Annotated in this window: 16 protein-coding genes; 10 read left to right on the forward strand and 6 right to left on the reverse strand. The window is 63.7% G+C overall.

Annotated features, from left to right (window positions below; genetic code table 11):
- Window positions 1-266 precede the first annotated feature (266 nt).
- Window positions 267-1355 carry a citrate synthase/methylcitrate synthase gene (locus tag NKJ58_RS00005; protein WP_352852689.1) on the reverse strand — a complete coding sequence of 363 codons (1089 nt, stop codon included), beginning with the start codon at window positions 1353-1355 and terminating at the stop codon, window positions 267-269.
- A 93-nt stretch (window positions 1356-1448) separates the two neighbouring features.
- On the opposite strand from NKJ58_RS00005, the gene NKJ58_RS00010 reads away from it, so the two are divergent.
- Complete coding sequence (locus tag NKJ58_RS00010; protein ID WP_352520035.1) at window positions 1449-2588, forward strand: citrate/2-methylcitrate synthase; 1140 nt, start codon at window positions 1449-1451, stop codon at window positions 2586-2588.
- Here the strand turns inward: NKJ58_RS00010 and ftrA are convergent.
- Window positions 2585-3577 carry a transcriptional regulator FtrA gene (ftrA, locus tag NKJ58_RS00015; protein WP_023715058.1) on the reverse strand — a complete coding sequence of 331 codons (993 nt, stop codon included), beginning with the start codon at window positions 3575-3577 and terminating at the stop codon, window positions 2585-2587. The genes NKJ58_RS00010 and ftrA overlap by 4 nt on opposite strands.
- An 89-nt stretch (window positions 3578-3666) precedes the next feature.
- Between ftrA and NKJ58_RS00020 the strand changes: the two genes are divergently transcribed.
- Both NKJ58_RS00020 and NKJ58_RS00025 read left to right on the forward strand, forming a co-directional pair.
- The gene (locus NKJ58_RS00020; RefSeq protein WP_023702797.1) at window positions 3667-4086 is read left to right on the forward strand and encodes a rhodanese-like domain-containing protein; all 420 of its coding nucleotides are present in this window, start codon (window positions 3667-3669) and stop codon (window positions 4084-4086) included.
- A 50-nt stretch (window positions 4087-4136) separates the two neighbouring features.
- Window positions 4137-4592: a GNAT family N-acetyltransferase gene (locus NKJ58_RS00025; protein WP_031194243.1), complete on the forward strand. Its 456-nt coding sequence runs from the start codon at window positions 4137-4139 to the stop codon at window positions 4590-4592.
- Window positions 4593-4637: 45 nt separating this feature from the next.
- Here the strand turns inward: NKJ58_RS00025 and phaR are convergent, their stop codons facing one another.
- The gene (phaR, locus tag NKJ58_RS00030; RefSeq protein ID WP_023685813.1) at window positions 4638-5252 is read right to left on the reverse strand and encodes a polyhydroxyalkanoate synthesis repressor PhaR; all 615 of its coding nucleotides are present in this window, start codon (window positions 5250-5252) and stop codon (window positions 4638-4640) included.
- A gap of 302 nt (window positions 5253-5554) precedes the next feature.
- Here phaR and NKJ58_RS00035 point away from each other — a divergent pair, with 302 nt between their 5' ends.
- From NKJ58_RS00035 to NKJ58_RS00060, 6 genes are all read left to right on the forward strand, one after another.
- Complete coding sequence (locus NKJ58_RS00035; RefSeq protein ID WP_023673832.1) at window positions 5555-6739, forward strand: acetyl-CoA C-acetyltransferase; 1185 nt, start codon at window positions 5555-5557, stop codon at window positions 6737-6739.
- 129 nt (window positions 6740-6868) lie between these two features.
- A complete protein-coding gene (gene phbB, locus NKJ58_RS00040; RefSeq protein WP_023698448.1) occupies window positions 6869-7594 on the forward strand; it encodes an acetoacetyl-CoA reductase in 726 nt (241 codons plus the stop codon).
- Between the two features lie 694 nt (window positions 7595-8288).
- A complete protein-coding gene (locus NKJ58_RS00045) occupies window positions 8289-11843 on the forward strand; it encodes a helicase-related protein (protein ID WP_352520037.1) in 3555 nt (1184 codons plus the stop codon).
- 75 nt (window positions 11844-11918) lie between these two features.
- Window positions 11919-12305: an RNA-binding S4 domain-containing protein gene (locus NKJ58_RS00050; protein ID WP_023673663.1), complete on the forward strand. Its 387-nt coding sequence runs from the start codon at window positions 11919-11921 to the stop codon at window positions 12303-12305.
- 253 nt (window positions 12306-12558) lie between these two features.
- Window positions 12559-12897 (forward strand): ferredoxin FdxA, encoded by a 339-nt coding sequence (gene fdxA / locus NKJ58_RS00055; protein ID WP_013529180.1) that lies wholly within the window; start codon window positions 12559-12561, stop codon window positions 12895-12897.
- A gap of 426 nt (window positions 12898-13323) precedes the next feature.
- Window positions 13324-13905: a CarD family transcriptional regulator gene (locus tag NKJ58_RS00060; protein WP_023673664.1), complete on the forward strand. Its 582-nt coding sequence runs from the start codon at window positions 13324-13326 to the stop codon at window positions 13903-13905.
- A 196-nt stretch (window positions 13906-14101) separates the two neighbouring features.
- Here the strand turns inward: NKJ58_RS00060 and NKJ58_RS00065 are convergent, their stop codons facing one another.
- The 3 genes from NKJ58_RS00065 to NKJ58_RS00075 all read right to left on the reverse strand — a co-directional run bounded on the left by NKJ58_RS00065 (window position 14102) and on the right by NKJ58_RS00075 (window position 16457).
- Window positions 14102-14869 (reverse strand): amino acid ABC transporter ATP-binding protein, encoded by a 768-nt coding sequence (locus NKJ58_RS00065; protein ID WP_023820301.1) that lies wholly within the window; start codon window positions 14867-14869, stop codon window positions 14102-14104.
- Window positions 14866-15546, reverse strand: a complete 681-nt coding sequence (locus NKJ58_RS00070) for an amino acid ABC transporter permease (RefSeq protein ID WP_023693608.1) — start codon at window positions 15544-15546, stop codon at window positions 14866-14868. Before NKJ58_RS00070 ends, NKJ58_RS00065 begins: the two co-directional genes overlap by 4 nt.
- A gap of 137 nt (window positions 15547-15683) precedes the next feature.
- Window positions 15684-16457 (reverse strand): amino acid ABC transporter substrate-binding protein, encoded by a 774-nt coding sequence (locus NKJ58_RS00075; RefSeq protein WP_023820302.1) that lies wholly within the window; start codon window positions 16455-16457, stop codon window positions 15684-15686.
- 397 nt (window positions 16458-16854) lie between these two features.
- On the opposite strand from NKJ58_RS00075, the gene NKJ58_RS00080 reads away from it, so the two are divergent.
- Window positions 16855-17712 (forward strand): RNA polymerase factor sigma-32, encoded by an 858-nt coding sequence (locus NKJ58_RS00080; RefSeq protein ID WP_023693606.1) that lies wholly within the window; start codon window positions 16855-16857, stop codon window positions 17710-17712.
- The last annotated feature ends 91 nt before the right edge of the window (window positions 17713-17803 follow it).

Raw genomic sequence — 17803 nt, forward strand, 5'->3', positions numbered from 1 at the left:
CGCCAAAAACTCCATGCCTTGCGATATCGCTGGCGTGAGCCACCACGAAAGCGCAAGTTTCAGTCCATGCCAAAGCTATCTTAGCGCCTATGCCCACAAGGGGGAGGGAGACCCGGTAGGCGTTGATCGCAACAAATCGCCGACGTTTCGTCACGGCGCGCGGCAGCTTCCCTCCCCTTTGTGGGGGTCCGAAGGACGGGCGAGACCGTGGCTCGCCCCGGCAAGCTAGGGTGGGGGTCCTCTTCGCAAAATCTGTACTTGGAGCCTCAGGCCACGAGGTCCGGCACCGGCCCGATATAGCGCGACTGCGGCCGGATCAGCCGCCCCGTCGTCTGCTGTTCGCGCGCATGCGCGATCCAGCCGGCGACACGTCCGGCGGCAAAGACATTGCTGAACGCCTGTGGCGGAAAGCCAGCCGCCTCAAGCACAAGCGCTGTGTAAAACTCGACATTGGTCTGCAGCGAGCGCTGCGGCTTGGCGATCCGCAGCACTTCGAGCGCCGTGTGCTCGACCTGTTCGGCGAAGGCCAGGCGGCGGCCGGCTTCACCCTCGCTGCCGAGCTGCCGCACGACGGCTTTCAGTACATCGGCGCGCGGATCGCGCACGCGGTAGATACGATGGCCGAAACCCATGATGCGCTCGCCATGCGCGACCTTCTCGCGCAGCCAACCGGCCGCGTCGCCATGCGCCTGGATTGCATCGAGCATCTCGATCACCGGGCCGGGCGCGCCGCCGTGCAGCGGCCCCTTGAGCGCGCCGAGCCCGGCCAGCACCGACGATGTCAGCCCTGCCAGCGTCGATGCGACGACGCGGGTGGCAAAGGTCGAGGCGTTGAGGCCGTGATCGCACACGGTCACCAGATAGGTGTCGAGTGCCCTTGCCAGCGCCGGCGACGGGACGGATCCCTCGAGCATCCTCAGCATGTCGGCGGCATGATCGGCCTTGGCGTCAGGTGCGGTCGGCTGCTCGCCGCGCGCCAGCCGCAGCAGAGCCGGCGTCAGCACGGCGGGCGCCGCGATCAGCCGCAAGGCGTCCGTCAGCGTCTCGCCATCCGGCAGCAGCGCCATGCCGGCGCGCATGGCGCTATAGATCTCAAGCGGTGCGAGCAGCGGCAGCGAGGGCGCAAGCCGCTCGAACACCTCGACGCGAGCCTTGCCCAGCCTCGCTGCCAGTTCGGCATCGCCGGGAAGGCCGTCGAAGAAGCCGTCGAGCAACAGGCGAACCACTTGCGCATAGCCCCAGCGTCCCGCCAATTCCGGCAGCGAATGACCGCGGATCGTCAGGCGGCCGCCAAGGCCATCGACATCGGAGAGCACGGTCTCCGCCGCCACCACATCATCGAGCCCGTTCGCCATATCTCATCTCCTTGCAGCTTTTCTGCATGGGAGATAAGGGTTAGGCTGCGCCTCGATCAATCTTGATCAATATAATCAATGTATGGGCTGAAAATGTCCGAATGGCTGTCGCGGGAAGAGGCGCTGGAAAGGCTCAAGGTCCGGCCGCAGACGCTCTACGCCTATGTCAGCCGTGGCCGCATCGGCATGCGGCCGGATGAGAGCGACCCGCGCCGCAGCCAGTACCGCGCCGACGACATCGCCGCACTGGCGACCCGCCGGGCGCGCGGCCGCAGTCCGTCGGCCATCGCCGAAAGTGCGATTGCCTGGGGCGAACCCTCGATTGTCACCGCGATTTCGACTGTGCTGCACGGTCGACTGATCTATCGAGGGCAAGACGCCGTTGCGCTCTCCAAAGCGGCGACGCTGGAGGAAACCGCTGCTGTGCTCTGGGCCTCGCCTGAACCGGTGGCTTTCAAAGCTCCGTCATCTGAAGCGCCTCATCCAGTCGGCCGCGCCTCGGCCTTTGCGCAGCTTGCCATGCTTGCAGGCCACGGGCGGCCTTCGCTAGGACGCAGCGCCGCCTCGCTGTGCACCGAGGCCGCGCGCACAGTCGGAGCGCTGGCGCAGTCGCTGGGCGCCGAAACCGGCACAGCGCCCGTCCATAAGCGCCTGGCGCAGGGCTGGTCGGTGGATGATGCCGGCGCGGAAGCGATCCGCTGCGCCCTCGTCCTGCTCGCCGATCATGAACTCAACGCATCGACCTTCGCCGCCCGCGTCGCAGCGTCCACAGGCGCCTCGCCTGCCGCATGCCTGCTGGCCGGCCTGGCAACGCTGTCCGGTCCGCGCCACGGTGGCGCCGGCGAAGCGGTGATGCAACTGGCTGAAGATGCAGCAGCCCACGGCGCGGATGCGGCGATCCGGCGCTGGCTCGGCCATGATCGGCCCTTGCCGGCGTTCGGCCATCCGCTCTATCCCGACGGCGATCCCCGTGCCACCGCACTTCTGGCAGTCATCCCTGTCGACGAGACGCTGCAACAGCTGCAAAAAGCCGCCATGGCGGCAGCCGGTGCCCAGCCCAACATCGACTTCGCCCTGGCCGCACTAACGCGCGGCCTTGGCTTGCCGCGCGATGCACCGTTCCAGCTATTCGCGCTTGGACGCAGCGTCGGCTGGGCCGCGCATATGGTCGAACAGATCATTAGCGGCAGCATCATCAGGCCGCGTGGCCGCTATGAGGGACGCGTGACTTAAGCCGACCTGGCCGTGTTCCCGAAACGCGCACGGTACGCGACGGGCGTCGTGGCGAATTGCCGGCGGAAGTGATGCCGCAACGTGCCTGCCGCGCCAAAGCCGGCGGTCTCGGCAATCCGTTCGATCGGCATGGCGGTGTCTTCCAGCAGCGTGCGCGCCCGCGAAAGCCGTTCCGACAGCAGCCAGCGCGCCGGCGTGACGCCGGTTGCGGCCGCAAAGCGGCGCAGAAACGTCCGCTCGCTCATCCCGGCAAGCTCGGCCAAGATGGCGACGGGATAGTCGGCGGAAATATTGGCGCGCATCCTGTCGATCAACGGTCCAAGCCGGCTGCGCTCATGTGGCTCGGGAACGGAGCTCTCGACATACTGCGCCTGGCCGCCGTCGCGATGCGGCGGCACGACCAGACGGCGCGCCACCATGTTTGCAGCCTTGGTGCCGAAGTCGCGCCGAACCAGATGCAGGCAGAGGTCGATGCCCGCGGCACTGCCTGCCGATGTCAGCACATTGCCCTCATCGATGTACAAAACGTCCGGAATCACGGTGATGTCGGGGTACATCTCCGTCAGCTTCTCGCTGTAGCGCCAATGCGTGGTCGCTCTTTTGCCCGCAAGCAGGCCGGCGGCGGCAAGCACGAACACGCCCGAACAGATCGAAAGAATGCGAGAGCCGCGCTCGTGTGCCTTTCGAAGCGCCTCGATCAGCGCCGGCGGCACCGGAGCCTCCGTTCCGCGCCATCCCGGTACGATCACCGTGCCGGCCTGGCCGATCAGATCGATCCCGCCGTCGGCAACAATACGCACGCCGCCCAGCGCGCGCATTTCACCGGTATCAATACCGGCAACTGCAAAACGGTACCAATCCTCACCCATTTCCGGCCGGGGCAAGGCGAAGATCTCAACCGCCACGCCAAACTCGAACGTGCACAGGCCGTCATAGGCAACGGCAACGACAAGAGGGTTGGCAGGGCGCGGATTGGCAGAGGATGGCATGATCTTGACGATATATGGCAAAGCTGCCAGCTGCAATCGCCCTGCTTCCTGTCTTATCTCTCCGTCGCATCAGCAATGGAGATACGAGGATGAGCCACGTGACAGACATTCCGGCGGCATCGCCGGATATCGCCCGCGACCATTTTCTGCGCCGGCTTTCCGTCGAGACCGACTGTTCCGACGTCGCCGCCGCACTGCGTGCCGGGGAGCCGGACTTTGTTCTCCTGCATGTGGTCGGTTCGCCGGAAGCCTATGGACGCCGCCATGTGCCGGGCGCGCTGCATCTGCCCCACCGCGAAATATCGGCCGGGCGGATGGTGCAATGGCCCGAAAGGACGCTGTTCGTCGTCTATTGCGCGGGACCGCATTGCAATGGCGCGGATCAGGCGGCCTTCAAGCTGGCCAGCCTCGGTCGTCCCGTGAAGATCATGATCGGCGGCATAACCGGTTGGCAGGACGAGGACCTTCCTTTCGCTTCAGGCAAGGAGCCCGGTGTCTTGCACGCGTGAGGCCACGCGATATGGTCGGCCTTGAAGACTGAGCAAGCATGCAGAAGGCGATGGTTAGAATTCGTCCATTCGAGCGCCAGGATGTCGGTGCGGTGCTCGCCCTCATGCGGGCGCTAGCCGTCTTCGAGGGTTATGACGACAAGCTTCGCGTCACCGAAGCGAACCTCATCGAGCACGGGCTGGGGCCATCGCCCCGGTTCGGCGTGTTGGTGGCGGAGCGAGAGGGCGTGATCGTCGGCATCGCCGTCCACTACCTCATCCCCTGGACCTACGACCTGAAGCCGGTTGTCTGGCTGAAGGAACTCTACGTCACTGAAGCGACGCGCGGCATGGGGGTCGGCCATGCGCTTGTTGAACAGCTTCGCCAACACGCTTTGAGCATTGGCGCCTCCGCCATCAAATGGACGGTGCTGAAATCCAACTCGCCGGCCAAAGCCTTCTACCGCTCGCTCGACGGCCAGCCCGACGATATCTGGGAACCGTGGCAGCTGAAAATCGACCCGTGACGGCCGCCTCGACCAACTGAGGACGGTCGACCATGCGGCGGTCGCTTACGACATGGTGTCGAGCTTGCGCTGCATGGCGGCGATCTGTTGCTTCAGTTCCTGAAGGTCGTCGCCGCTCTTTTCCGGGACGTCCTTGCGGGCCGGCTCGGGTGCAGCCGCGGCCGCAGCATTTGTGGCGGCGGTCGGGAAGGGCGTGAACAGGCGCATCGCGTTCTGGAACATTTCCATGTTGCGGCGTGTCTGCTCTTCCAGCGCCTTGATCGGCGTGGCGATCTTCATTACATCCAGCGGCGACTTGCCGATCGCGCCCTTCATCTGCTCGCGGAACCGCTCCTGTTCCTTGGAGAAGGCCATCATCGACTGTTCGAGGAAGCTCGGCACGATCTGCTGCATCTGGTCGCCATAGAAAGCGATCAACTGGCGCAGGAACGGGATCGGCAGCATGTTCTGCCCATCCTTGTTCTCCAGTTCGAAGATGATCTGCGTCAGCACCGGATGGGTAATGTCGTCACCGGTCTTGGCGTCCTGGACGGTGAACTCCTCGCCCTTCTTGACCATCTCGGCCAGATCCTCGAGCGTCACATAGGTGCTGGTGCCGGTATTGTAGAGCCGGCGATTGGCATATTTCTTGATAATGATAGGGTCGTCTTTCGCGGCCATCAGCATCCTCCCGGGACACCGGCGCGCCTGAGTAAGCCGCCGGTAACGATTGCGCCATTTTTAAGGATATGCGCAAAAGCTCTATAATTCCAAGCGCTTTGTGCAGTGCGGCATCATTTATTGCTGCATGGCCGGCCAATTATGCTGCGCAGCAAAGGTTGGGCGATCCCGCCGGCCGCCCGCGCCCTGCTTGCGGCGCTTGGCCGGCATGCCCATTTCCGGTTTGACTTGGGGTGTGGAACGGGCAAGAAAAGTCCCAACAAGCCCCCAAGAACACGACACCTCGAAGTCTGGAGAGAAAAATGTCCGCTTCCAATTCAATCGTCGTTGCCAGCGCCGCACGCACGGCTGTCGGCTCTTTCAACGGCGCCTTCGCCGCCACCCCGGCGCATGAACTTGGCGCCGTCGTCATCAGGGAGCTTTTGGCGCGCGCCGGCGTCGAGCCGGGCGAAGTCGACGAGGTCATTCTCGGCCAGGTGCTGACCGCCGCGCAGGGCCAGAACCCCGCCCGCCAGGCGTCGATCAATGCCGGCCTGCCCAAGGAGACCACCGCCTGGGGGCTCAACCAGGTTTGCGGCTCTGGCCTGCGCGCCATCGCGCTCGGCATGCAGCAGATCGCCGCCGGCGACGCCACCGTGATCATCGCCGGCGGCCAGGAATCGATGTCGCTGTCGCCGCACGCCGAGCACCTGCGCGCCGGCGTCAAGATGGGCGACTACAAGATGATCGATACCATGATCAAGGACGGGTTGTGGGACGCCTTCAACGGCTACCACATGGGCAACACCGCCGAGAACGTCGCCCGCCAGTTCCAGATCACCCGCGACGACCAGGACCAGTTTGCGCTGGCCTCGCAAAACAAGGCCGAGGCCGCGCAGAAGGCCGGCAAGTTCAAGGACGAGATCGTCGCCTTCACGATCAAGGGCAGGAAGGGCGACACTGTCGTCGACCAGGACGAGTACATCCGCCACGGCGCCACCATCGACGCCATGTCCAAGCTGAAGCCGGCTTTCGACAAGGACGGCACCGTGACCGCCGCCAACGCGTCGGGCATCAATGACGGCGCCGCCGGCGCGCTGCTGATGAGCGAGGCTGAAGCCACAAGGCGCGGCATCACCCCGCTGGTGCGCATCGCCTCATGGGCGACGGCCGGCGTCGATCCGGCGATCATGGGCACCGGACCTATTCCCGCCTCGAAGCGGGCGCTCGAGAAGGCCGGCTGGTCGGTCAAGGACCTCGACCTTGTCGAGGCCAATGAAGCCTTCGCCGCGCAGGCCTGCGCCGTCAACAAGGGCATGGGCTGGGATACGTCGATCGTCAACGTCAATGGCGGCGCCATCGCCATCGGCCATCCGATCGGCGCGTCGGGCGCCCGCGTCTTCAACACGCTGGTTTTCGAGATGCGCCGCCGCGGCGCCAAGAAGGGCCTTGCCACGCTGTGCATCGGCGGCGGCATGGGCGTCGCTCTGTGCGTGGAAGCGCTGTGAAAGAGAAGTGAGTAGTGAATAGGGAGTAGTGAATGGGGAAGAAGGAGCAGCGCGGCGGGATATCGATCCCTACTCGCTACTCCCTACTCCCTATTCCCTTCTTCCGACCAAAGGGAGGAAGAACTTTCAATGACCAAAGTAGCGCTCGTCACCGGTGGATCGCGCGGCATCGGCGCCGCCATATCGATCGGCCTGAAGAATGCCGGTTACACCGTTGCAGCCAACTATGCCGGCAATGACGAGGCAGCGGGGAAGTTCAGCGCACAAACCGGCATCAAGGCCTACAAATGGTCGGTCGCCGACTACGACGCCTGTGCCGCCGGAATCAAACAGGTCGAGGCCGATCTCGGCCCGGTCTCGGTGCTGGTCAACAATGCCGGCATTACCCGCGACGCCATGTTCCACAAGCTGACGCGCGAGCAGTGGAAGGAAGTCATCGACACCAATCTGTCTGGGGTCTTCAACATGACGCATCCGCTGTGGGGCGGCATGCGCGACCGCAAATTCGGCCGCGTCATCACCATTTCCTCCATCAACGGCCAGAAAGGCCAGGCCGGCCAGGTCAACTATTCCGCCGCAAAGGCCGGCGACATCGGCTTCTCGAAGGCGCTGGCGCAGGAGGGCGCGCGCGCGGGCATCACAGTCAATGTCATCTGCCCCGGCTACATCGCCACCGAGATGGTCAAGGCGATCGACGAGAAGGTGCTGAATGAACGCATCATCCCGCAGATTCCGGTCGGCCGCCTCGGCGAACCGGAAGAGATCGCGCGTTGCGTCGTCTTCCTCGCTTCCGAAGACGCCGGTTTCATCACCGGCTCGACCATCACCGCCAATGGCGGCCAGTACTTCGCATAAACGACAGCAATTTCGCCCGGTAGGACGGGCCGCCTTATGGCCCGTTTTTCATCGCCGGCCGGCGATGTTCCCCGGGCTGCGCGCGAGACATTGACCCGTTCCGGCACGCAAAGATTAACGATTTTAGGCGCCCTGTGCAAAACGCGGTTCGCAAGCTGTGAATTCTCGGTGGACAAGCTGTGGATAACACAACATGTTGGGGTGAACAAACCAGGAAAATCCCGCCATCGCTGATTCGTCACCCTTTCGTTCCGGCTTTGAGCGGAACGTTAACGACCAAGGCCGAAAACCACCGGAAACTGGTTAAGGCCGATTATGAAAATTCAACAATTTCATAATGTTGGCCGAGGCGTATTGGATCACGACGATGCCCCGCCGGCAAAGGTTAACGCCAATGGTCGCCTTGCAGGAATCGGGCCAGTTTCCGCGATTCAGCATATGGTGAGACTCAGGCTCGCAAAATCCACATGTAGCCGTGAACAAAAGCTGAATCTGCCGGAGTCACTGATTCGTCGCCGATTCGTTCCAGACTCGTTCCAACTGTTAATTGAGACCTCAACGACGAACCGTGGGACTGCCGGCCGGAACATTCCGCTTTCGCTTCGCGCCTGAAATCCCTATGTGTCGCCTGTCATACGCGCCACGCGAGGCGCGCTCCCGACAACCCGATGCAGAAAGCCTCATCTCCAGGCCGATGAACATCCAGCCGAAACACACCGAGCCGCTGATCCTGTCGGGCCGTGACGTGACTGCCGTGCTGGGTCCGACCAACACCGGCAAGACCCATCTCGCCATCGAGCGCATGGTGGCGCATGAGAGCGGCATTATCGGCCTGCCGCTCCGCCTTCTGGCGCGCGAGGTCTATGCCCGCGTCTGCGAAAAGGTCGGCGCCCACAAGGTGGCGCTCATCACCGGCGAGGAAAAAATCCAGCCGCCCGGCGCGAAATATTCGGTCTGCACCGTCGAAGCCATGCCGCGCGAGACCGACGCTGCCTTCGTCGCCATCGACGAGGTGCAGCTCGCCGGCGACCTCGAGCGCGGCCATATCTTCACCGACCGAATCCTGCACCTGCGCGGGCGCCAGGAAACGCTGCTGCTCGGCGCGGCCACCATGCATGGCATCCTGCAAAAGCTGCTAAGAGGCGTCTCGGTGGTGACGCGCCCTCGCCTGTCGCACCTGGCCTATGCGGGCTCGAAGAAATTGACCCGCCTGCCGCGGCGTACGGCCATCGTCGCTTTCTCTGCCGACGAGGTCTATGCCATCGCTGAACTGATCCGCCGCCAGCAAGGAGGAGCGGCGGTCGTGCTCGGCGCGCTGTCGCCCCGCACCCGCAACGCCCAGGTGGCAATGTTCCAGGCAGGCGACGTCGACTATCTCGTCGCCACCGACGCCATCGGCATGGGGCTCAACCTTGATCTCGATCATGTCGCCTTCGCCCAGAACCGCAAATTCGACGGCTACCAGTACCGCAACCTGACGGCGGCGGAGCTCGGCCAGATCGCCGGCCGCGCCGGCCGGCATCTGCGCGACGGCACCTTCGGCGTCACCGGCCAGGTCGATCCGCTGGACGAGGAACTGGTCAAGCGCATCGAGGGGCACGAGTTCGATCCGGTGAAGGTGCTGCAATGGCGCACCGCGCATTTCGACTTCGCCAGCCTCGACGCGCTGAAGCGCTCGATCGAAACCAACGCGCCGGTCGAAGGCCTGACGCGGGCGCTGCCGGCGGTCGATGCGCAGGCGCTCGAACATCTCTCCCGCGACGAGGACATCCGCGCGCTGGCTACCAATGCCAAGCGCGTGGCGCTGCTGTGGGAAGCCTGCGCGTTGCCGGACTACCGCAAGATCGCGCCGGCCCAGCACTCCGACCTGATCGCTTCTATCTACACCGACCTCGCCAAACACGGCCATGTCGACGAGAACTACATGGCCGAGCAGGTGCGCCGCGCCGATACGACCGAGGGGGACATCGACACGCTGTCGCACCGCATTGCGCAGATCCGCACCTGGACATTCGTGTCCAACCGGCCGGGCTGGCTGGCCGATCAGGCACACTGGCGGGAAAAGACGCGCGAAATCGAAGACAGATTGTCGGATGCGCTGCATGAGCGGTTGACGAAACGGTTTGTAGACCGCAGGACTTCCGTCCTCATGCGGCGCCTTAGAGAAAATACAATGCCTGAAGCCGAAATCAGTCCTACCGGAACCGTCCTTGTCGAAGGCCATCATGTCGGCGAGTTGCAAGGGTTCCGCTTCACCGCCGACCAGAGCGCCGGCGGCGAAGACGCCAAGGCCGTGCGTACGGCAGCGCAAAAAGCGCTGGCCGCCGAGTTCGAGGCGCGTGCCGAACGCTTCGGCGCCTGCGCCAATGGCGACCTTGCGCTCGGCTCCGACGGCACGCTGCGCTGGATCGGCGCGCCGATCGGCACGCTGGTTGCCGGCGAGGACGCGCTGAAGCCGCGCCTGGTGCTTTTGGCCGACGAGCAGTTGACCGGCCCCGCCCGCGACAAGGTCGCCGCGCGCGCCGAGCGTTTCGTCAATTTCCAGATCGAGTCGCTGCTGAAGCCGCTGGTCGACTTGAAGAATGCCGAGCAGATCGCCGGCATCGGCCGTGGCATCGCCTTCCAGCTCGTCGAGCATTTCGGCCTCATCAACCGCCGCGACATCGCCGAGGAAATGAAGTCGCTCGACCAGGAGGGTCGCGCCGCCTTGCGTCGGCTCGGTGTGCGCTTCGGCGCCTACCACGTCTTCGTGCCGGCGCTGATCAAGCCGGCGCCCGCCGGACTGATTACGCTGTTGTGGGCGCTGAAGAACGACGGCAAGGACAAGCCGGGCTTTGGCGACGTGGTGCACGCACTGGCTTCCGGCCGCACCTCGGTGGTCATCGATCCTGCTTTCGACAAGAGCTTCTACAAGCTTGCCGGCTACCGCAATCTCGGCCGCCGCGCCGTGCGCATCGACATTCTGGAACGGCTGGCCGACCTGATCCGGCCTGCGACCAACTGGAAGCCCGGTCTGGGACAGCGCCCGGACGGCGCCTATGACGGCCAGTCCTTCATGGTGACGCCGCCGATGATGTCGATCCTGGGCGCCACCGCCGACGACATGGAAGAGATCCTGAAAGGTCTCGGCTATCGCGCCGAGCCGAAGCCGCCGGCAGAGGTCAAGGCGCGGCTGGAAGCACAGGACAACGCGGCGCGGGAAGCGGCTGCCGCCAAGCTGGCTGCGGACGCGGCTGCAAAAGCTGAACAGGCCAAGGCGGCGGAAGCCGCTGCAAGTGAAGCCGTCGCTGAAGCGCCGGCCGTTGGATCGGAGCCGGATGCGGTTGCCGCCGCTGAGCCTGCGGCTGAGCAGCCCGTCGCCGAAGCCGCAGCGGAGGCTGTTGCTGCGGACGCTCAGCCGGGCGCACCTCCCGAGGGTTCGGAGCCAACTGCGGCCGTTGAAGCCACCGCCGAAGCTCCAGCCATCGCGGAAGCAACGGCAGAGCCCGTCGCGGAAGAACAGGTCGAAGCTCCCCAAGTCGAAGCCCCCATAGAAATCACGGAAGAAGCTCCGGCTGTTGCAGAAGCTGACGACACCGTCCCCGAAAGCGCCGACGCCCTTACCTCTCCCTCGATGGCGGAGGTCGCGGCGCGAAGCGACGCGGGTGACAGCGTTGACGAAGCAGGTGCAGACACAGTAGACGCTTCAGGCGCAACCGCCGACGCCGGCGCTGCCCCCACCCCGGCGCTGCGCGCCGACCCTCCCCACGAGGGGGAGGGTGGAAGCGCTGAGCCTGCCCCCGAGGCCGAAGCCCCAAAGCCCATCTTGTTGTGGCGGCAGGGCCGTTTCGAGCAGCGCCCGCGCCATCGGCAAGACAACCGCAGAGACAATCGCCCGCGTAACGGCCAGGCTAGCCGCGCCGATGCGCCGGCCGACGCTGCCGGCGGACAGCCGGCACCGGGCGAACGGCCGGCCTATCAGGGCCGGCGCGACCAGCGCGACGGTGCCGCCAAGCCACGCTTCGACCGTTCGAAGTTCAAGCCCAAGCCGCAGGCCGAGGGCGAACAGCGCCGCGACGGCAAGCCGCAAGGCGAGCGTCCGCGCGAGGGCCGGCCTGACTGGAAAGGCGGCAGGCCGGAAGGCAAAGGCGGACCGCAAGGCGCCAAGCCGGCTTTCCAGGCCAAGCCACGCGAGGAACGCCCGGCGCGCTTCGATCCGGACTCGCCCTTCGCCAAGCTCGCCGCCTTGCGCGACCAGCTGAAGAAGTAGGCTCTGAGCATGATCCCGAAAAGTGGAACCGGTTTTCGGACAAGATCATGCTCCAACAAGAGATAACTCGCTGCGATGGTTGCTGAAGGTCGTCAGCGCATCGACAAGTGGCTGTTCTTTTCGCGCGCGATAAAATCGCGCTCGCTGGCGGCCAAGCTGGTTGTCGCCGGACGCGTCCGCATCAACAGCGACAAAGCAGCGCAGGCCTCCGATCTGGTCAAGCCTGGCGACGTTTTGACCATTACGCACGAGCGCCGTATTTTCATTTGGAAGGTGCTTGGCACCGGCGTGCGGCGCGGTCCGGCCGAGGAAGCACGCACGCTCTACGAGGACATGTCCCCGCCGCCGGCCCCAAAAGGCGAGGCTGTTGCCGATGCCATTCCGGCGCTGCGCGACGCCGGCAGCGGCCGGCCGACCAAGAAAGAGCGCAGGCAAACCGACCGGCTGTTCGGCGAAGACTGAAGCCTTGGCTGTCTGCGCCATGCCGGCGGTCTGGAATTTCATTCCGGACACGCGGGCCCCGCCTGCAATGGCTGCCCTTGCAAGCGGCAGGCAAAGGCGTTACCTCACCAAAAAAGCCGCCGCATCGGCCCGAAAATCGGAAATCGATTTTTCGGAAGGCACGATGCGCAGATTCAAAGTGTTAGAGCGTACTTTGTGCGTCCAAGTGGACGCACGTCGCTCTAGCAAAAACGGGACGTCCCGGAGCCGACCAATGACCTATGTCGTGACCGACAACTGCATCAAATGCAAGTACATGGACTGCATCGAGGTCTGTCCGGTCGACTGCTTTTACGAGGGCGAGAACATGCTTGTCATACATCCCGACGAGTGCATCGACTGCGGCGTCTGCGAACCGGAATGCCCGGCCGATGCAATCAAGCCCGACACCGAGCCGGGCCTCGACAAATGGCTGCAGGTCAACACCGAATACGCCGAGAAATGGCCCAACATCACCGCCAAGAAGGAGCCTCCGGCAGATGCCAAGAGCTTCGACGGCGAGGCCGGCAAGTTCGAGAAATATTTCTCCGCCGAGCCCGGCGAAGGCGACTGAGCACATGACGCTGGAATCGGAATCGATTTCGGAAAGGGTGATGCGCAAAGCAAAAAAGTGCGGCCTATTGGATCGTCATAACGCTGCGTAACGCGCATCATACATTAACTGCCTTGACAGGCGGCGATGGCGCTCGACCTTCGCGTTTGCAGCAAAACCTTGATTCTTCCGACTTTTTGTGCTACACCAGTTGAAACATGCCGGTGACACAACGTCGATTTATGGCGCAAGCGCCCCAAATCACTGAAAGGTGAAATCCCCAATCGGACCAGAGCGATCTGGGCCAGGCAGTCGCTATGTATGCGGTTTGCCGGTCCCGGCTTTTTCCGATGGGTTCATCTGTTGTGCGGCTAACGATCGGTGTCCCCGGTCGCATGCGTTCGGACCGGCAGGCCGCCGGTGCCACAACAAGGAGTTCAGGGCGTAATGGCAACGATCACCCCGCAGAAGAAGTCCACCTCGGCACGCCACGGTTTCAAGACCGGCGAGTACATCGTCTATCCGGCACACGGCGTCGGCCAGATCGTCTCGATCGACGAGCAGGAAGTTGCGGGCCACAAGCTGGAACTGTTCGTCATCGACTTCCAGAAGGACAAGATGCGCCTGAAGGTTCCGGTCGCCAAGGCGACCTCCATCGGCATGCGCAAGCTGTCGGAAGAGGATTATGTCGAGCGCGCGCTGAAGGTCGTGCAGGGCCGCGCCCGCGTCAAGCGCACCATGTGGTCGCGCCGTGCGCAGGAATATGATGCCAAGATCAATTCGGGCGACCTGATCTCGATCTCGGAAGTCGTGCGCGACCTCTACCGTGCCGACAACCAGCCGGAACAGTCCTATTCCGAGCGTCAGCTCTATGAGGCGGCACTCGACCGCATGGCGCGCGAGATCGCGGCAGTCAACCGCATGTCGGAAACCGAAGCCGTGCGCCTGATCGAGGTCAACCTCAACAAGGGCCCGAAGCGCGGCGCCAAGGCCGACAATGAGGAAGCCGAGCAGGAAGAAGCTGCCTGATCGCTTTCACCGTCGAAATCATGAAAAACCCGGCCTTGTGCCGGGTTTTTGTTTTTACCCCCTTATGGGGTTCCAAGGACGGGCGGGACCCGTGGCTCGCCCAGGCAGGGTCGCTGCGAAGCAGCGAGGATGGGGACGACCCCAGACCGCACCCGGACCTTCCGTCCGACCTCCCCACAAGGGGGAGGTAGAAGGCTCAGCCGCCGGCTTCCTTCTCCGCCTCCTGCTTCAGCGTCGCAATAAAACGCTTCGTCCGTTCACGCTCCGGATTGCTGAACACCACGGTGGACGGCCCCTTCTCGACGACGACGCCAGCATCGAGGAACACCACCTCCTGCGCGATCTTGGAGGCAAGGCGAAGGTCGTGCGTGGCCATCACCATGGTGGTGCCTTCGCTGGCGAGTTTTCCGAGCACGTCGACCACTTCCTGCGCCAGTTCCGGATCGAGCGCCGAGGTCGGCTCGTCGCAAAGCAGCACTTTCGGCGACGGCGCCAAGGCGCGGGCGATCGCCACACGCTGCTGCTGGCCGCCCGACAGCGTTGCCGGCCAATCGTCCGCCTTGTGCGCCATGCCGACCTTCTCGAGCAGCGCCAGTGCCCGCTCGCGCGCCTTTGCCGTCGGCCATTTCAGCACCGTCACCAGGCCTTCCATGACGTTCTCGATCGCGGTGCGATGCGGGAACAGCTGGAAATTCTGGAACACCATGCCGGTCTGCAGCCGCAGGCGCTGGATGTCGCGGCTGGGGATCTTGACGCCGGGACGGAATTCCAGCGTCTCGTCGCCGATGCGCACCATGCCCGAGGTCGGGATCTCCAACAGGTTGATGCAGCGCAGCAGTGTGCTCTTGCCGCCGCCGGAGGGGCCGACGAGCGCGGTGACGTTGCCTTCGGCAATGGTGACCGTCACGCCCTTCAGCACCAGATTGTCGCCGAAGCGCTTTTCGATGTCGGTGAGGCCGATCATGAGCGCGCCTCCAGGAAGCCGCCATAACGGTTGAGCCGCTCCTCCAGCCGCGTCTGCAAGGCCGAAAGCACCGAGCTCATCGCCAGATAAAGGATCGCCGCCTCGACATAGAGGATCAGCGGCTCATAGGTGGTGGCGACGATGCGCTGCGCCGCCTGGAACATCTCCGGCACAGTGATGGCGGCGGCGAGCGACGTATCCTTGACCAGCGAGATGAAGGTGTTGGACAGCGGCGGCACGGCGACGCGGCCGGCTTGCGGCAGGATGGTGCGCCGCATCGCCTGGCTCCAGGTCATGCCGATCGAATAGGCCGCCTCCCACTGGCCCTTCGGCACCGAGCCGATCACGGCGCGGATAATTTCCGAACTGTAGGCGCCTATGTTGAGGGTGAATCCAATCAGCGCCGCCGGAAAAGCATCCAGCAATATGCCGACCGAAGGCAGGCCGTAAAAGATCAGGAACAGCTGCACCAGAAGCGGCGTGCCGCGAAAGATCCAGACATAGAAGCGGACCACGGCAACCAGAGGCTTGGGACCGAACAGCCGCACCAGGGCGACAACCAGGCCGACGAACAGGCCGAGTGCGAACGACAGCAATGTCAGCGGTACGGTGAAGATCAACGCCGCCCACAGCAGTGTCGGCAACGAGTCCAGCATCAGGTGTAGCCAGTGCGGCACGAACGGCTCCTCCTTCACAGACCGCCGCGGTGACGGCAGTGCGATTGTGTGCTTCTCATATCATGCGAAAAACGGCGAGCCGTCAAAGACGGCCCGCCGCTATTTGTCATTGCCGGCAAACCGCCGGGAGATGGTCTTTACTGCGAGACATCCTGGCCGAAATAAGTGTCGGCGATCTTCTTGTAGGTGCCGTCGGCCTTGATGTCGGCCAGCGCCTTGTTGATCGCCGCGACCAGCTCCGGATCACCCTTGCGCACGATGACGCCGGAATAGTCGGCGTTCTCTTCCTGCGCGGCGATCTTCACATTGGCGTCCGGCTTGTGCTTCTTGAAGTCGAGGAAAGACAGGCTGTCATTGATGGTGGCGTCGGCGCGGCCGGTGAGCAGCAGTTGGATCGACTGGTCGAAGCCGTCGGTGCCGACGAGTTCGGCGCCGTTGGTCTCGGCGAGCTTGCCGAAATTCGATGTCAACGACTGTGCCGACTTCTTGCCCTTGAGGTCGGCGAAGGTCTTGATGTCGGTGTTGTCGCCGCGCACGATCAGCACGGCCTTGGAGGCGATGTAAGGATCGGAGAAATCGTACTTGGCCTTGCGCGCGTCGGTGATGCCGACCTCGTTGATGACGGCGTCGTAGCGGTTGGCGTCGAGGCCGGCGATCAGCCCGTCCCATTTGCCTTCGAGGAACTCGACCTTGACGCCGAGCTTGTCGCCGATCGCCTTGGCGATCTCGACGTCGAAGCCGACCAGCGCGCCGGAAGCATCATGATAGGTGAAGGGCGCATAGGTGCCTTCGGTGCCGACTTTGAGGGTGCCGGCCTGCTTGATCTGGTCAAGATTGGCGCCGGCATGGCCTGATGTAACAGCCAGAACCTGAAGCGTTCCGGCGACGATGAGCGACTTGAGCCATTTCATTTCTGTGTGATCCCGTCCTTGGCCGGTGTCCGGCGCTTGTGAGAGCCGGAAACTGACAGATACAGCGCAGCAAAATAAGGAACCAGATTTCAAAAAAACGACGATCCAGAAATCAGATTCTCAAAGCAGCTCGGATCGGTGCCAATAGTCCCGATCTGCGGTGTCGATGCGCCCTGTCGGACCGCACAAAACAACCGCCATCGGCGGCGGAACCAATCCCCGGTGTGGCACGTTCATGGCTTGTTGTAGGGCGCCGCGTTTCCATTTCAAGAACCCTTGGCTGCGCTAGGCCCGAAGCAATTCCAGGAAAGTGGGAAAGCGGTTTCCCTCGGAATTGCGTCAAACAGAGATAACGGCCGCCAGGCCGTCCGAAAATGTCCGGGAGCAGGAGCGCGGCATGATCGAAGACACGGCAGGACGGACCATGGTCCGCACGGCAATGAAAGCCCCTTACCTCGAGCGCGATGAGGAACATGTTCTCGCCTTGCGCTGGAAGGAAGACCAGGATCAGCAGGCGCTGCATCAGATTACCGTCGCCCATATGCGGCTGGTCATCTCCATGGCTTCGAAATTCCGACATTACGGCCTGCCGCTCGGCGATCTGGTCCAGGAGGGCCATGTCGGGCTGCTGGAAGCAGCCGCGCGTTTCGAGCCGGAGCGCGAGGTGCGCTTCTCGACCTATGCGACATGGTGGATCCGCGCTTCGATGCAGGACTACATCCTGCGCAACTGGTCGATCGTTCGCGGCGGCACCTCTTCGGCGCAAAAGGCGCTGTTCTTCAACCTGCGGCGCCTGCGCGCCCGTCTTGCCAACGGCGCCGAGCCGATCTCTAACGCCACGCTCTACCGCGAAGTCTCGGTAGCCCTCGGCGTCTCCGAGGCCGATGTCGAGAAGATGGATTCCAGGCTTTCAGCACCTGACTCTTCGCTCAACGCACCCCTCGCCGATGAGGCCGGTACCACCGAGCGGATGGACTTCCTGATTTCGGACGATCCATTGCCTGACGAGGTCGCCGGCGACACCATCGACGTCGAACGGCGCCTGATGTGGCTGAAGACGGCGCTCCGCGCGCTCAATGCCCGCGAACTCAGGATCATCGAGGAGCGTCGGCTGACCGACGAAGGTGCGACGCTTGAGGCGCTCGGCGAGACGCTCGGCATTTCCAAAGAGCGTGTCCGCCAGATCGAGGCCCGCGCCATGGAAAAGCTCAAGCTCGCGCTGGTCAAGCAGAACCCCGAATTCATGGCAGCGTGAGATTGCCAGGAACAGGGGTACCGCCCCGAGTTATCTCAGAAAAGTTATCTCAGAAAAAAGCACTACGAAGGCTGGGGTTTCTGACGAAGAC

Origin of the sequence: Mesorhizobium sp. M0139, from assembly GCF_040322455.1 — a bacterium.
Taxonomy (GTDB): domain Bacteria; phylum Pseudomonadota; class Alphaproteobacteria; order Rhizobiales; family Rhizobiaceae; genus Mesorhizobium.

What these genes read in the sequence shown, in the direction of transcription:
- NKJ58_RS00005 (WP_352852689.1), bottom strand. Translation starts at nt 1,355, where the DNA reads ATGGCGAACGGGCTCGATGATGTGGTGGCGGCGGAGACCGTGCTCTCC.
- NKJ58_RS00060 (WP_023673664.1), top strand. Translation starts at nt 13,324, where the DNA reads ATGGCAACGATCACCCCGCAGAAGAAGTCCACCTCGGCACGCCACGGT.
- NKJ58_RS00050 (WP_023673663.1), top strand. Translation starts at nt 11,919, where the DNA reads ATGGTTGCTGAAGGTCGTCAGCGCATCGACAAGTGGCTGTTCTTTTCG.
- fdxA (WP_013529180.1), top strand. Translation starts at nt 12,559, where the DNA reads ATGACCTATGTCGTGACCGACAACTGCATCAAATGCAAGTACATGGAC.
- NKJ58_RS00065 (WP_023820301.1), bottom strand. Translation starts at nt 14,869, where the DNA reads ATGATCGGCCTCACCGACATCGAAAAGCGCTTCGGCGACAATCTGGTG.
- NKJ58_RS00075 (WP_023820302.1), bottom strand. Translation starts at nt 16,457, where the DNA reads ATGAAATGGCTCAAGTCGCTCATCGTCGCCGGAACGCTTCAGGTTCTG.
- NKJ58_RS00025 (WP_031194243.1), top strand. Translation starts at nt 4,137, where the DNA reads ATGGTTAGAATTCGTCCATTCGAGCGCCAGGATGTCGGTGCGGTGCTC.
- NKJ58_RS00035 (WP_023673832.1), top strand. Translation starts at nt 5,555, where the DNA reads ATGTCCGCTTCCAATTCAATCGTCGTTGCCAGCGCCGCACGCACGGCT.
- phaR (WP_023685813.1), bottom strand. Translation starts at nt 5,252, where the DNA reads ATGGCCGCGAAAGACGACCCTATCATTATCAAGAAATATGCCAATCGC.
- phbB (WP_023698448.1), top strand. Translation starts at nt 6,869, where the DNA reads ATGACCAAAGTAGCGCTCGTCACCGGTGGATCGCGCGGCATCGGCGCC.
- NKJ58_RS00045 (WP_352520037.1), top strand. Translation starts at nt 8,289, where the DNA reads ATGAACATCCAGCCGAAACACACCGAGCCGCTGATCCTGTCGGGCCGT.
- NKJ58_RS00010 (WP_352520035.1), top strand. Translation starts at nt 1,449, where the DNA reads ATGTCCGAATGGCTGTCGCGGGAAGAGGCGCTGGAAAGGCTCAAGGTC.
- NKJ58_RS00080 (WP_023693606.1), top strand. Translation starts at nt 16,855, where the DNA reads ATGATCGAAGACACGGCAGGACGGACCATGGTCCGCACGGCAATGAAA.
- NKJ58_RS00020 (WP_023702797.1), top strand. Translation starts at nt 3,667, where the DNA reads ATGAGCCACGTGACAGACATTCCGGCGGCATCGCCGGATATCGCCCGC.
- ftrA (WP_023715058.1), bottom strand. Translation starts at nt 3,577, where the DNA reads ATGCCATCCTCTGCCAATCCGCGCCCTGCCAACCCTCTTGTCGTTGCC.